Origin of the sequence: Geomonas edaphica (assembly GCF_004917075.1) — a bacterium.
In the GTDB taxonomy this organism is placed as follows: domain Bacteria; phylum Desulfobacterota; class Desulfuromonadia; order Geobacterales; family Geobacteraceae; genus Geomonas; species Geomonas edaphica.
Genome location: NZ_SSYB01000004.1, coordinates 715,988 through 730,239 on the forward strand (window position 1 = coordinate 715,988; position 14,252 = coordinate 730,239).

The 14,252-nt window shown below is 60.6% G+C and carries 14 protein-coding genes; 7 read left to right on the forward strand and 7 right to left on the reverse strand.

Features of this window, described 5'->3' with window-relative positions:
* Positions 1–176 precede the first annotated feature (176 nt).
* The 4 genes from lysA (at position 177) to E8K79_RS13995 (ending at position 4,577) form a co-directional block, all read left to right on the forward strand.
* Positions 177–1,430, forward strand: coding sequence for a diaminopimelate decarboxylase (lysA, locus tag E8K79_RS13980; protein WP_136515257.1), 1,254 nt, complete (start codon positions 177–179; stop codon positions 1,428–1,430).
* Positions 1,431–1,471: 41 nt separating this feature from the next.
* Positions 1,472–2,344 (forward strand): 4-hydroxy-tetrahydrodipicolinate synthase, encoded by an 873-nt coding sequence (gene dapA / locus E8K79_RS13985; protein WP_135868978.1) that lies wholly within the window; start codon positions 1,472–1,474, stop codon positions 2,342–2,344.
* Between the two features lie 145 nt (positions 2,345–2,489).
* Complete coding sequence (gene dapB / locus E8K79_RS13990; RefSeq protein ID WP_135868977.1) at positions 2,490–3,293, forward strand: 4-hydroxy-tetrahydrodipicolinate reductase; 804 nt, start codon at positions 2,490–2,492, stop codon at positions 3,291–3,293.
* Positions 3,294–3,344: 51 nt separating this feature from the next.
* Positions 3,345–4,577, forward strand: coding sequence for an LL-diaminopimelate aminotransferase (locus E8K79_RS13995; protein WP_136515258.1), 1,233 nt, complete (start codon positions 3,345–3,347; stop codon positions 4,575–4,577).
* A 74-nt stretch (positions 4,578–4,651) separates the two neighbouring features.
* Here the strand turns inward: E8K79_RS13995 and E8K79_RS14000 are convergent, their stop codons facing one another.
* Positions 4,652–5,161, reverse strand: coding sequence for a type 1 glutamine amidotransferase domain-containing protein (locus tag E8K79_RS14000; protein ID WP_129125056.1), 510 nt, complete (start codon positions 5,159–5,161; stop codon positions 4,652–4,654).
* Between the two features lie 194 nt (positions 5,162–5,355).
* The gene (locus E8K79_RS14005; RefSeq protein WP_136515259.1) at positions 5,356–6,270 is read right to left on the reverse strand and encodes a helix-turn-helix transcriptional regulator; all 915 of its coding nucleotides are present in this window, start codon (positions 6,268–6,270) and stop codon (positions 5,356–5,358) included.
* 169 nt (positions 6,271–6,439) lie between these two features.
* Between E8K79_RS14005 and E8K79_RS14010 the strand changes: the two genes are divergently transcribed.
* Entirely contained in the window at positions 6,440–6,712 is a 273-nt protein-coding gene (locus tag E8K79_RS14010; RefSeq protein ID WP_135868973.1) for a cytochrome c7, read from the forward strand.
* Between the two features lie 74 nt (positions 6,713–6,786).
* Here E8K79_RS14010 and E8K79_RS14015 read toward each other — a convergent pair whose 3' ends face one another.
* Positions 6,787–7,884, reverse strand: a complete 1,098-nt coding sequence (locus E8K79_RS14015) for a phosphotransacetylase family protein (RefSeq protein WP_136515260.1) — start codon at positions 7,882–7,884, stop codon at positions 6,787–6,789.
* 167 nt (positions 7,885–8,051) lie between these two features.
* Between E8K79_RS14015 and trhA the strand changes: the two genes are divergently transcribed.
* Positions 8,052–8,720, forward strand: coding sequence for a PAQR family membrane homeostasis protein TrhA (trhA, locus tag E8K79_RS14020; protein ID WP_136515261.1), 669 nt, complete (start codon positions 8,052–8,054; stop codon positions 8,718–8,720).
* A 32-nt stretch (positions 8,721–8,752) separates the two neighbouring features.
* Here trhA and E8K79_RS14025 read toward each other — a convergent pair whose 3' ends face one another.
* The 4 genes from E8K79_RS14025 to E8K79_RS14040 all read right to left on the reverse strand — a co-directional run bounded on the left by E8K79_RS14025 (position 8,753) and on the right by E8K79_RS14040 (position 11,672).
* Complete coding sequence (locus E8K79_RS14025) at positions 8,753–10,162, reverse strand: radical SAM/SPASM domain-containing protein (RefSeq protein WP_136515262.1); 1,410 nt, start codon at positions 10,160–10,162, stop codon at positions 8,753–8,755.
* A gap of 24 nt (positions 10,163–10,186) precedes the next feature.
* Positions 10,187–10,609, reverse strand: a complete 423-nt coding sequence (locus tag E8K79_RS14030) for a hypothetical protein (RefSeq protein WP_135868969.1) — start codon at positions 10,607–10,609, stop codon at positions 10,187–10,189.
* Positions 10,610–10,698: 89 nt separating this feature from the next.
* Positions 10,699–11,121 carry a hypothetical protein gene (locus E8K79_RS14035; protein WP_136515263.1) on the reverse strand — a complete coding sequence of 141 codons (423 nt, stop codon included), beginning with the start codon at positions 11,119–11,121 and terminating at the stop codon, positions 10,699–10,701.
* A 266-nt stretch (positions 11,122–11,387) separates the two neighbouring features.
* Positions 11,388–11,672, reverse strand: coding sequence for a cytochrome c7 (locus E8K79_RS14040; protein ID WP_135868967.1), 285 nt, complete (start codon positions 11,670–11,672; stop codon positions 11,388–11,390).
* 147 nt (positions 11,673–11,819) lie between these two features.
* On the opposite strand from E8K79_RS14040, the gene E8K79_RS14045 reads away from it, so the two are divergent.
* Positions 11,820–14,228: an ATP-dependent DNA helicase gene (locus E8K79_RS14045; RefSeq protein WP_136515264.1), complete on the forward strand. Its 2,409-nt coding sequence runs from the start codon at positions 11,820–11,822 to the stop codon at positions 14,226–14,228.
* Positions 14,229–14,252: the final 24 nt, after the last annotated feature.

Genomic DNA, 14,252 nt, shown 5'->3' on the forward strand with positions numbered 1-14,252 from the left:
AAGAAGGTATGATCTCGTCGAACCAATGTCCGCTCGACGAAACCGACAAAAAGACCCACTGACAACAAGGGAATACGGCAAAGCATTATTTTGACTTTTTGACGGTTTATATGTTAAAAATAAAAACTTTTTTTGTTTACGACGGCAACTTCACCTCAACAGAAGGGGGATGACTTATGCATCACTTTCAGTACAAAGGTGACGAGCTCTTCGCTGAAGAGGTCGCGATCAAAGATATCGTTGCTGAAGTAGGAAGCCCTGTCTACATCTACTCCAGGGCAACTCTGGAGCGTCATTTCAAGGCGATGGACGACGCCTTTGCCGGTGCGCCTCACACGATCTGCTACTCGGTGAAGGCAAACTCCAACCTTGCCGTCCTCAAGACCTTCGTAAATCTCGGCGGTGGTGTGGACATCGTCTCGGGCGGGGAACTGTACCGGGCGCTGGCCGTCGGCGTCGATCCTAAAAAAGTGGTTTATTCCGGCGTGGGGAAAAGGGACGACGAGATCGCCTACGCTTTGAAAACCGGCATCCTGATGTTCAACGTGGAGTCGGAGCAGGAACTCGACCGGATCAACGAGGTGGCGGGGCGCCTGAACAAAAAGGCCGGCATCGCCATCCGCGTCAATCCGGACGTCGACCCGGAAACCCACCCCTACATCACCACGGGACTGAAAAAGGCCAAGTTCGGTATCAACATCGAGCGCGCCCTCGGGCAGTACCAGCGCGCCAAGAGCATGAATAACCTGGAGATCCTGGGCATCGACTGTCACATCGGCAGCCAGCTCACCAAGGTTTCTCCTTTTGTCGACGCCATCAAGAAGCTGAAGCGCTTTTTAGAAGGCGTCAGGGACATGGGCATCGACGTGAAGTACCTTGACCTGGGTGGCGGCCTCGGCATCCAGTACAACGATGAAGCGCCGCCGCTTCCCGCCGACTACGGCTCCTCGATTATCGAGGAGACCAAAGACCTCGGGTTGCATCTGCTCTTCGAGCCAGGGAGGAACCTAGTAGGCAACGCCGGCATTCTTGTCGGCAGATGCCTCTACACTAAACAGGGCGAGGAAAAGAACTTCGTCATCGTCGACGCGGGGATGAATGACCTGGCCCGGCCTGCGCTGTACGGTTCCTTCCACGGCGTCCGCCCGGTGGTGAGAAACCAAAGCGGCATCATCGAAGGTGACATCGTCGGTCCGATCTGCGAATCCGGCGACTTCCTGGTCAAGGACCGGGAGATCCCGAATTTCCAGCCCGGTGACCTGATCGCGTTCATGTCTGCCGGCGCTTACGGCTTCACCATGAGCAGCAACTACAACAGCCGCCCGCGGGTGGCCGAAGTGATGGTCGACGGAAAGAGATTCGAAGTGGTGCGAGAGCGCGAGACCCTGGCTGACTTGGTCAAGGGCGAGAGCGTCCCCACTTTCCTTTAAATTACTAAATCAATCGGATAGTTACCATAAGGAGGTAGCCCATGTTTCACGGAAGTATCGTAGCGATCGTAACACCGTTCAACAACCACGCGGTGGACGAAGAAAAACTGAGGGAACTGGTCGAGTTCCAGATTGCCAACGGAACCGACGCCATCGTGCCCTGCGGCACCACCGGCGAGTCCTCCACCCTGAGCTATGAAGAGCACGACAGGGTCATCCAGATAGTCGTGGAGCAGGTGAACAAGAGGGTCCCGGTCATCGCCGGCACCGGTTCCAATTCCACCCACGAAGCCATCGAGATCACCAAGCACGCCAAAGAACTGGGCGCCGATGGTGCGTTGCTGGTAACCCCTTACTACAATAAGCCTTCCCAGGAAGGTCTCTACCGCCACTACAAGGCGGTGGCCGACGCCGTGGCACTGCCGCAGATCCTTTACAACGTACCGGGACGTACCGGTGTGAACCTCCTCCCGGAGACCGTTGCACGCCTTGCCGAGCACTCCAACATCGTCGCCATCAAGGAGGCAACCGGTTCGCTGCAGCAGGCCTCCGAGGTGCTCGCACTTTGCGGCGACAAGCTCGACGTGCTCTCCGGTGACGACTTCATCACCCTCCCCATGATGGCCGCAGGCGCCAAGGGGGTCATCTCGGTGACCGCCAACATCATGCCGAAGGAAGTCTCCGCGCTGGTCGATGCCTTCAACGCCGGGAACATGGAAGAGGCGAGGAGGCTGCACCTGTACCTGCTGAAGATCTCCAATGCTATGTTCATCGAGAGCAACCCGGTGCCGGTAAAGACCGCGGTTTCCCTGATGGGCAAGTGCAGCGACGAAGTACGCCTGCCGCTCGCCCCGCTCATGGAGGCCAACAAGGCGAAGCTCATTTCCATCATGAAGGAATACAAGCTTATCTAAAGCTTACGCACGCCTCCCCCTCCCTTGACGGGAGGGGGTAGGGGGTGGGTGAGGCGGCCATCGGCTAGTGTCGGTGAGATCTTCCCCCCCACCCCGACCCTCCCCCGCAAGGGGGGAGGGGGACTCACATTAAATGGAGAAACCAATGGTTAAAATAGCTGTTTGCGGGGCTGCCGGCCGCATGGGTGGCCGCATCATCGCCGCCATCAAGGAAACGGAAGGAGTGGAGCTCTCCGGCGCTCTGGAGCGGCCCGGGCACCCGATGGTCGGGCAGGATGCCGGTTACAACGCGGGGCTCGGCGCCATCGGCGTTACCATCAACGACGACCTGAACGCCGTGGTGCAGGGGTGCGACGTACTGATCGACTTCACCGCGCCGAAGGTGTCCCTGAAAAACCTCGAAGTCTGCGCCCTCTACAAGAAATCCATCGTCATCGGGTCGACCGGCTTCACCCCGGAAGAGCGTGCCCTCGCCGCGGAACTCGCCCGCGAGATCCCGGTGATCATCGCGCCGAACATGTCTGTTGGCGTGAACGTCTGCTTCAAGGTGCTCTCCGATGTCGCCAAGATCCTCGGTGAGGACTTCGACGTGGAGATCGTCGAGGCGCATCACCGCCTGAAGAAGGACTCCCCGTCCGGGACTGCCGTGAGGATGGGCGAAGTCGTGGCCGACGCCCTTGGGCGCGACTACAACAAGGTCGCCAACTACCACCGCGAGGGGATCTGCGGCGAGCGCACCCATGACGAGATCGGCATGCAGACCGTGCGCGGCGGCGATATCGTCGGCGAGCACACCGTGTACTTCATCGGCATGGGCGAGCGCATCGAGCTTACCCACCGCGCCCACACCCGCGACATGTTCTCCCGCGGCTCCGTGCGTGCCGCCAAGTGGGTCGTGACCGCGAAGCCCGGCGTCTGGGACATGCAGGACGTGCTTGGACTTAGATAAAGATTCAGGCGACCCACCGGCCGCCGTAGAGTTTAATTCTGGAGGAAATACGTGGCTAAGATAAACGATAACTACCTGAAACTGAAAGCAGGTTACCTTTTCCCGGAGATCGGGCGCCGCGTGCGTGCCTTCGCCGCCGCCAACCCGGAGGCGAAGGTGATCCGTCTCGGGATCGGCGACGTGACCCGTCCCCTGGCGCCGGCCGTCATCAAGGCGTTCCACGAGGCGGTGGATGATCTCGCGACCGTCGAGAACTTCGCAGGCTACGGCCCCGAGCAGGGGTATGACTGGCTCATCAACGCCATCATCGAGAAGTCCTACAAGCCGCTCGGCGTTGACCTGAAGACCGAGGAGATGTTCGTCTCCGACGGCTCCAAGTGCGACTGCGCCAACATCCTCGACATCTTCGCCCTCGACAACGTCGTCGCCATCGGCGACCCCGTCTACCCGGTCTACAACGACACCAACGTCATGATCGGGCGCACCGGCGAGGCGGACGAGAAGGGCTACTACAAGGGTATCGTCTACCTTCCCTGCACCGAGGAAAACGGCTTCATCCCGTCCCTCCCGACCGGGAAGGTCGACATCATATACCTCTGCTTCCCGAACAACCCGACCGGTACCGTGGCAAGCAAGGCCGAGCTGAAGAAGTGGGTCGATTACGCCCTCGCCAACGACGCCGTCATCTTCTATGACGCAGCTTACGAGGCCTTCATCACCGATCCGTCCATCCCGCACTCCATCTACGAGGTGGAAGGGGCGAAGAAGTGCGCCATCGAGTTCCGCTCCTTCTCCAAGACCGCCGGCTTCACCGGCGTGCGTTGCGGCCTCGTGGTCGTGCCGGAAGAGGTGATGGGGACCACGACAACCGGTGAAAGGTACTCCTTCAACAAGCTCTGGCTGCGTCGTACCACCACCAAGTTCAACGGCGCCTCCTACCCGGTCCAGAAGGCCGCTGCCGCGGTCTACTCCGAGGAGGGGTGGAAGCAGAACAAGGAAATCATCGACTACTACATGGAGAACGCCCGCATCATCCGCGAAGGTCTGGCCGACGCCGGTCTCACCGTGTACGGCGGCGTGAACGCCCCCTACATCTGGCTCAAGACCCCGGCCGGGCTCTCCTCCTGGGACTTCTTCGACAAGCTCCTCACCGAGTGCAACGTGGTAGGTACTCCGGGTAGCGGCTTTGGTCCCTCCGGCGAAGGGTACTTCCGTCTCTCCGCCTTCGGCAACCGCGACAACGTCATCGAAGCGGTGGAGCGGATCAAGAAGAACCTCAAGTAACAGCAGCATCAAGCGTCGACAAAAAAGGCGGCCCCCGATCGGGAGCCGCCTTTTTTTGCGTCTTTAAAGAACTTCTATCCCTGCGCTTTGAGCATCCTGGTGAGCTCGCGGCAGAAAGCCGGGAGATCGTCGGGCTTTCTGGAAGTGATCAGGTTGCCGTCCACCAGTACCTCGATGTCCTCGTAGGACGCGCCGGCGTCGCGCAGTTCCGGGGCAACCGACTCGTAGCAGGTGGCCTTGCGCCCCTTGAGGAGCCCGGCGGAAATGAGTATCTGGGGACCGTGGCATATTGCGGCGACCGGCTTGTTGGACGACATGAAGGCGCGGACGATCTCCTGGACTGCGGGGGTGTTTCTGATGGCGGCAGGGGCCTTTCCGCCCGGTAGCACGAGTACCGCATAGTCGGCGGGGTTCAGGTCGGTGAAGACCCGGTCCACGGGTACCTCGTAGCCGTGTTTGCCGTGGATGGAGCCGCTTTTCTCTGAGGCGACTACGACGGAGTAGCCGACCTCACGCAAGCGGTACAGGGGGACGAGCAGTTCGCTATCTTCGAAGTTGTCTGCGCTAAGGATCAATGCTTTCATGATTCCTCCCATCACGATGATTAATAAGGCGTCGCATCGCCGAGTCTGTAGGTTCTAAACCTCTGTGAAATCGACGCACTCCAGTTTACCATGCCTTTTATGCGGCGCATGCGGGTGGAAAGAAAAAACTAATAATAAGATGGCGGCGGGATGTTTATGAGACGGGAGGTGAAATTAGGAAGGGGGCACGGCAATTACTTGAGGACGGTGTATCCGCTCTTGGCATCCCAGCGGTACCCTTTGCCGCTCCAGATCGCCTCGATGGTCTTCCAGTCCAGGCCGAGCCCTTTCATCTCTTCGCAGATGTAGTAGGCCGGCATGATCTCGTCGTCGTCGATGCGTCCGTCGCCGTTGCTGTCGGCCCAGTGGTAGGCGCCGATGTGGACCGAGGTACTGCCGCCGACGCTTTCGGCGCGGTTGGATCCCTCGCCGCCATGGACGACGAGTTCCCCTTTGAGCGCGGCATCCTTGCCGGATGGGAAGTTGGCGGGGACCTTGAGGGAATAGGAGACGGTGGCAGGGGCGCCGCCGGTCGGAACGAGCCATTTCCCCTCGGACTCGGTCGAAGAGGTGACGGGTAGGGCAGAGACGAGACGCGCCCCGGCGGGAAGCCGTTCTCTGAGGATGAAACCGAAAGGAGAGGCGGGCTGGCGGGCGACCTTCACCTGGACCGGAATCACCTCGCCCGGGGCGGCAAAGCGTGGCACCCAGCGTATGGCGCGCGGAGCAGGAGCGGGTTGACGTAGTATAAAATAGAGCAGGGTGCCGAGAAGCAGCAGCGCGAGGACGGAAAGCGGCAATAGCACCCTCTTGCGGGAAGGGACTTGTACGGTAACCGGTTGCGTGTCGGGTTCTTCCGGGTCCTCCGCGCGCAGGATCTCTTCGAGGGTGACTTCGAGTGCGTCGGCGAGTTTCTGGGCGTTGTCCCTCTTTATGGAGGGGTAGCGGTTGTTTTCCCAGCGTGAAATGGTGTCGGTGGTGACACCAACCACGTTTGCTACGTAGAGCTGGGTGAGCTTCTTCGCCTCCCGGACGTTCCTCGCCCTGGTGCCGTCGATGGCGACGCTGGCAGAAGCTCCCTTCTCCGTTTTATCGGTGCTGTCCACCATCTCCAGTACACTCCGAGGGGGAAAAAAAGGGGCGATCGGGACCCGACATGGGCGAAAAGGACCCGACATCGGGTCGCATCGCTATAGATGTCGGTTACGGAACCGCAGGACAGGTGCTATTTTTACCACAGTTCCGCAGCAAAAAACCAAGAAGAAAAGGAGCAGATCTATGAAAAAGGTAATCGTCGCAGCAGCCCTCGTCGTCTTCAGCGCAGGAGCGGTACTGGCCGCCGATGTCATCACCCTCCAGGCCAAGAACGGCAACGTGACCTTCAACCACAAGAAACACCAGGAGACCCTGAAGGACTGTAAGGTGTGCCACGAAAAGGGCCCCGGCAAGATCGAAGGGTTTGGCAAGGACTGGGCGCACAAGACCTGCAAAGGATGCCACGGGGACAAGGGCGCCGGCCCGACCAAGTGTGCCGACTGCCACAAGAAGTAGGGAAGCAGAAGACGCGCCGTTCCGAAGCAGGGAACGCACAGGCGGCCATCCGAGAGGAGGCCGCCTGTTTTTATTTACTGTGCGAAAAGCTCGTCGACGGCGTCGAAGTCGAGGCGCTGCTCGGCCAGGGAACGGATCAAGGCGAGCTTTTCCGTGTCCTTCGCGGTGATCTTCGAAACATCTTCGGTGATCATCTTATAGAGATCGGTCGTGGTCTGGTCGGCGCGGAAGTAGGGAATCCTGCTCCTATCGATGATGCGCTGGGTGATGCTGCTGACGGGGGCGACCCCCGAGATGACCAACCCGGCGATGAGCGGGTGAAACTCGGGCATCTGGTACAGGTTGGCGATGGTAACCAGCAGTTCGTCTCGGCTGCTCGTCACCAGCAGTAGCGAGGAATCGCGCAGCATCTCGGTGACCCTTTGCGTGGAAGCGGCGCCAATCTGCACGTGATGGATGATTCTCTTCACCTCGCGGCGGTTGCCGTTCAAGGGAAGATCGAGCAGGCGCGCCACGCGTCCCAGGGAAGGGTTGGCCAGCACGGGCTTGTAATCGAAGCCGCCGAGGATGGAAAACGGCTGTCCGGCGAAGGCACGGGAGAGGTAGTCGAGCGTGACGTCGCGTTTTTCGGCAAAGAGCTTGTTCACCAGCACGCCGCGCACGTCGGCCCTCTCGAGCTTGAACAGCGCTGTGTTCATGGCGAGCGTATCGATGACGTTTCCGATGCCGCCGCCGCTCAGCATCAACACCGGCGCGTCGAGCATCTTGGCGATATGGGCGTTTGAGAGGTTCAAGACGGTGCCGACGCCGGGGTGCCCGGACCCCTCGATGACGATGAAGTCGCAGTGCTTTTCGAGCTCGGCGAAGCTGGTCTGTATGCGCTCGCCCAGTTCGGGAAGGTCGATCTTTCCGTCGATCGCCTGTTTCGTCGTGTCCGGATACACCACCACCGGGGACATGTAACGCAGGTCCTTGGTGAGTCCGAAGACCTGGGCGATCAACGCGGCGTCCTTGTCGACCGGGATCCCGCGCAGGACCGTCGGCTTGGGCCCCAATGGTTTCATGAAACCTACCCGGCCGTACTTCTTCTGCGCCAGGTGCAGCAAGGAAACGCTGATGGTGGTCTTCCCTATGTTCTGCCCCGATGCGGCTACAAAGATTTTTCTTGCCAAGGGTGTCCTCCGCTGAGACATGCATGACAATGATGTATACGAGGTCCACATGATCGTATCGAAGAGGCGGCTTGTCAAGCCGAAAGGGGAGGTAAGCGGCACGTTGCGGGGCAGGTGGTGGGGGTGTATCTTAAGCAGGTGTTTTCCAGCCAGGCGGAGCGATAACGATGGATGACGACGATCTGCAACAGCGACTGTTCCATTATACCGAGGCGGAAGAGCTGGCGAACCGCTGGACCCATGCTCCGGGCATCCTGCTGAGCGCGGCGGGAGCGTTTGCGCTGGTGAACCTCGCCGTGCGGATGGGGGACACCCCGCGTATCGTCTCGGCAGCGATCTACACCGCCACCCTGGTCATCTTCTACTGCATCTCGACCATATACCACACGGTCCGCAGGCCGCGCCTGCGCTACCTCTTCCGCATCCTCGACCATGCCTGCGTATATTTCGTCATCGCCGGAAGTTACACCCCCTTCGCCATGGTGACGCTGAAGGGGGCATGGGGGTACTGGCTGCTGGTCACGGTTTGGGGGCTTGGGATGGTCGGCGCCTTCATGAAGCTTTTCACGACGCACCGCCTACCTTACATCGGCCCGCTGCTGTACTTGGGGCTCGGGTGGCTGGTGGTCATAGTCATAAAACCTCTCGCCGCGGGACTGGCCCTGAACGGTCTGGTGCTCCTCTTCGCCGGCGGGGCTGCCTACACCCTCGGTGTCGTCTTCTACCTCTGGGACCGCCTGCCTTACAACCACGCCATCTGGCATCTCTTCGTGCTGGCGGGCAGCGCCTGCCACTACGCCGCAATCTTCTATTACGTGACCGCCCGTAATTCCTAAAGCAGGAAACCTTACTCCACTGGTCGGTTTTCTTAGACCGGAGCGTGGACCTTTTCCAGGTGCCAGGGGCACTTGTTCAGCATCCTCGTGAGGGCGTAGAAATACACCTCGGCGCGTCCCTGCATGTTTTGGCAGTATTCGGGGTGGGGTCGTCTCGGATGGCCGGTCATGTCGTAATGGGTGGCGTAGCAGCCTCCGGCGCAGTCATAGCGCAGCCAGCAGGCCTGGCACTGATGCTGGTCGTCCACCTCGAACCCTTCGAGGCTTTGGTGCAGGTTCAAGCGCTGCGAGTCATCGACCTGCCCCATGGCGAACTCGTCGCGGTCGACGAAGGCGATACAGGGGAATACCGTGCCGTGGCTGTTGATGGCGAGGGTGTTGGCGCCGGCGCCGCAGGGCCTGGTGAAACGGCTGCCGCGCCGGATCCGGGTTATGTTGTCCAGAACGTTTGAGACGAAGGGGATGTCCCGGGTGTCGTTGTACTCGCTGATGTAATCGACGTAGTAGTCGACGAACTCGCGCAATTCGGCGAGCTGCCGCTCAGGGGGAACGATCAGCTTCTCATAGATGGGGTTTTGGTGGTAGCCCGGTTCATGGCAGTACTCGAGCTGGATCCTCTTGATGCCGAGGGTGGTGAGGTGACGGAAGGTCTCCAGGTAGCTGTCGGAAAAGGCGGTGAGCGTGGCGCGGATCCCCAAAAGCTTCTGGTTCGGGAAGGCCTTGATGTTGTTGGCGATTCGCTGCCAGGTCTCCTCCCCGTACTTCCCGGGTCGCTGCAGGTCGTGGATTCTCTGGCTGCCGTCGAGGCTTACGCCGACCTGCGTGAAGTAGCGCGCGAGGAACTGGGCGGCAGGCCCGTCGAGCATGGTGCCGTTCGTGTCCAGGGTGAGGTAGAAGTTCTTTTCAAGCCGTGCCTCGTGTTGCAATAGTTCCTGGGTGACCTGCTGCAGCACCGGGAAATCGAGCAGCGGCTCGCCGCCGTAGAAGTTTATGAAGACCTTGTCGGCGCTTGAGCGCTCGACAAGGGAGAGGATCAGGCGGGTGGCGCGCTGTGCTGTGTCCCACCCCATGAGATGTCCCTGTTTTCCGAAGGTACCACCGCGGTTCCAGCAGTAGCAGCAGGCCATGTTGCAGGTCTGGGCGAGGTAGATGGAGAAGGTCTGGTAGCTGTTGCCCTGAAGGATTTCGTGCTGCGCCTGCGGGACAGGAACTGGCGCCCTGAGCTCCCGGCTGACGAGATCGTGCAGCTCATCGTAAAGGGAGCGCTCTTCTGCAGGAAGCGGGCGAGGCGGGTCGGGCGGGAAGGCCTCAGGAGCACAAGTAGGCGGGAAGAACTCCGCAAGCATCCCGAAGGCAAGCCGGCTGATCTGGTAGAGCCTCGCGGAGCGGGTGAAGAAGAGGTAGTGTTCACCGGCCTGCTCGAAGGTGTGATAGTCGGTCATGACTGGATCCCTGAAATGCTCTGCCTACAGCCTTTCGCTGTAGACGAGGAGCCCGGTGGGTACCATGCGGACGGAGTACTTCCGGTCCAAATCGATGATGAACCAGACGCGTCCGGAATGCTGGACGGTAAGGCGCGCCGCCATGGAGAGCGCTGCCCCCTGCGCCTCGAATTCCCGGTGTACTGCGGGGGGGATCACCCCCTGGTCCAGTTCCCCTGCGTGTTCAAGGGGGAGCGAGAACACGTACATGTCGTTGGTTGGGAGGGTCATGCAGACGTTGTTGTAGGCCCTGAAGTTCTCCATCTGCTGCGGCGTTATGCAGCTTGCCACGATCTGGTCGGGAGACCAGCACTGAGCCCGCTGCGCCTCCGCCTCTCCACCCCCTTCAGAGACGAGCTTCACATGCATGCTGCCATTGTCTTCCCCCTCCATTTTCTTTTCGGCCATTGCGCTCTCCTTTCAGGAAATGACATCCGTACGGGACACGCAGCACGCGCGGGTCCGGTCCGGTAACAAGGTGAGTTCGCATAACAGGTTCAACATGATTCGCAAAAGACGGCGATACGTGCCGCGACCCTCCTGACGGCATAGCAATTCGTTCCGTCCTGGAGATGCCAAAACTTTCCGGCTTCGGAGACGGTGAGGCTAGCCGCGGGACCGAGTTCGACACCGACGAGTTGCAGCCGCTGGCGCAAGAGTCCGGGCAATGATTTCCGGTCCAGTTCCGTGGAGTGCTCGGCTGGAATGGAACAAAGGGCGTTTCCGGGAGCGACGGTGCTGGTGGTGGGGCGATACACCGCGTGCTGGGCCTCAGTGGCACATGGGTGGGTGGCCTGAAGTGAATCGATGCAGACCATCTCGGGGCTGCGGGCCTGCGTTCCACCTCCCTCAGAGATAAGCCTTATGTGCGAGGTGCTTCCCGTCTCGTGGTGGTGCAGGTCGTGGAAAGGGTCCCTCATGTGTGAATCTCCTTGCCTCGGTCCTTTAATTTTGAATAGGAGAGAACGATTCTCCGCCCTCTATCGAACAGCTAACACATCGTGGATACGGGGACTTCGAGCCACGCGAAAGATAAGCGGGGGCGAGGTGCCGACTTCATTATTGCTAGAAATTAAAAAAAGTCAATCTTATGCGTGGGGCTTTAATTGGATTGGCTAACGTTGGGTGGGTGTGGCGAAAAAGGCGGAGGCGGCTGCCTCCGCCGGCAGGTGAGGTGCGGCGGTCACTACTTCTTGTGGCACTCGTTGCATTTGGCGGGGCCTTTACCCTTCTCGGTGTGGCACCCTTTGCAGGTCTTGTGCGCCCAGTCCTTGCCGAGGTCGGCGATCTTCCCGCCTTTGTCGGTTTCGTGGCAGTTGGTGCACTTCATCTCCGGCATGTCTTTGTGTTGTTTGTGCGGGAAGGTGACGTTGCCGTTCTTCGCCGGGAGCACGACCACGGCCTCATCGGCGGCATAGGCGAAACCGGCACAGAAAAGGGACAGTACCGCGGCAGCTACGACTCTTCTCATGTTCTCTTCTCCTTTATGCATGTAATGAAAAAACACAGACAAGAGGATACCGGTTATGCGAGGCATTGCAACGCGATAGGGATTCTTAACTTGACAAAGAAGAAGCAGTCATTAGAAAGTGGCGGAGAATCAACGGACTAAGGCCACATGAAACCTGCAAATGACATCATCAACGTTCCGGTCGGCTACTTCGCCCTCCCGGTCCCGCGCTCCGGGCACATCGAGCCCCGCTCAGGCTATGACCGTTCCACCGCTGATGGCCGCGAGATCCACCAGCGCGTGCAGAAAAGGCATGCCGAAGTGGATCCGTCTTACCGCGCGGAGGTGCCTGTGGGGCGCCTGCTCGAACGGGGAGGCTTCCTCTTCCAGATCAACGGGCGCATGGACGGCATCTCGGGCAGCGACTACGCCTGCATCGAGGAGATCAAGAGCTGCTTCGCCCTTGGCGAGCTGAAGCGCCGCCTGGCGGGTGACCCCTTCCTGGAGCCTTACTGCCTGCAGCTTCTCACCTACGGTTACTTCCACTGGCTTGAGCACGGTCGGGCGCCGCGCCTCACCTTCCACCTGGTTTCATCCCGAAACGGCCACTCAGCGGACCTTGAGATCAGCCTCGACGTGGAACGCTACGAGATTTGGCTCGAGGCGAGGCTGGAAGAGCTGGTGGCGGAGGCGAGCCGCGCCAAAAAGCGCAGCGTGCGCAGGCGCGCTACGGCGGCGGATTTCCCCTTCCCCTTCACCAAGCCGCGCAGCGGGCAGGTAGAGCTGATGGCGGAGATCGAGCAGGGGATGACCCTTGGCCGGCGCATGCTGATCCAGGCGCCGACCGGGCTAGGCAAGACGGTGGGGGTGCTGCATCCGGTGCTGAAAGAGGGGCTCACGCGGGGCCAGACGGTGTACTACGTGACCCCGAAGAACAGCCAGCACGAGGTGGCCGAGGATGCCGTGGCGAGGTTTCGCGAGGCGGGGGCGAAGCTTCGTTCCCTCACCGTCACTGCCAAGGGGAGGATCTGCTTCCAGAACGAGCCGATCTGCACGCCGGAGTACTGCGACTACGCGAAGGACTACTACGGCAAGCTCGCCCGCCATGGCGTCGTGGAGCTTCTGGAGAGGAAGAAGACGCTGAAGGCGAGGACCTTCCGCGAGTTCGGCGAAAAGTACGAGGTCTGCCCCTTCGAGCTGCAGATCGACTGCGCGAAGCTCGCCGATGTCGTTATCTGCGACTACAACTACGTCTTCGCGCCCCGCTCGGCGCTGGGGCGGGCGGCGGGGCTTGCCGTGGAGCAAAGCGGCAAACCGAACCTCGTGATCGACGAGGCCCACAACCTCCCATCGCGTGCCATGGACTACTACTCGCCGAGCCTCTCGAGCCATGTGCTGGAGGGGATGCGCGAGGAGCTTGCGAACGTGCCGCATCTATTCAGGCGCGAGGCCGCCTCCCTTTTGGACGACTGCGTGGCGGCGGTCCTTTCCTGCCGTGCGGGGAAGGGGGAGAGCGCCGCGCGGATCGAGCCTCCGATGGCAGCGTTTCTGGAGCTGGACGGCCGGCTGCGCTCCCTTTTGTCGCGTTACCTTGAGGCGGACGTCGAAATCCGGCAGGAAGACCCGGTGCTGCGTCTTTGCTACTACTGGACCGGTTTCACAGAGATGCTGGAGTTGGCGGTGCGCTCGCAGCGGCAGGAGTTCTTCACCTTGTACCAGCCGCTGGGGAGCGGTGGGAGCATCAAGGTCACCTGCTGCGACGCCTCCGACCTCATCGCTGAGCGGTACGCGGAATATCAGCAGGTAGTCGGCTTTTCGGCAACGCTGAAACCCTTCGAGTACTACGCCCGGCTTTCCGGTCTCGACCCGCAGGAGGTGCACACCGCCGAGTTCCAGAGCCCCTTCCCGCAAGAGCGGCGCAAACTCCTCATCATCCCCCAGGTGTCGACCAGGTATTCCAAGCGCGAGCGGAACTACGCGAGGATAGCCGATGCGCTCGCCCGCATCGTGGCGCTGCGCCGTGGCAACTACCTGGCCTTCTTCCCGAGCTTCGTCTTCCTGGAGCGGGTGGCTGAACTCTTCAGGGCGCCGGAGGGTTTTGAGGTGCTGCAGCAGGAGCGCAACATGAAGGGAGCGCGCACCGCGGAAATGCTCGAACACCTCCGCCAGGGGGGGGCACCGACCGTGGTCTTTGCGGTGCAGGGGGGATCGCTTTCGGAAGGGGTCGATTACGCGGGGGAGATGGTGATCGGCGCCTTCGTTATCGGTCCGCCGCTGCCGAACTTCGATCTCGAGCGTGAGGAGATGCGGGCCTACTACCAGCGCCACTACGGCAAGGGGTTCGAGTACGCCTACACCATACCGGCCATGGCGAAGGCGATCCAGTCGGCGGGAAGGGTGATTCGCTCGGAAACCGACCGCGGCGTCATCGTCCTGATGGACGATCGCTTCCTGGAGAATGAGTACAGCGCCGCCATGCCTGCCGACTGGTTCGAAGCGCAGGCGACGGAGCTCGTTTCAGGAGCCATATTAAAGGATATCGGCGCGTTCTGGGCACAGCCGCAGGAGTGCGAATAAAAACAGGAATTGTGGGTGCATTCA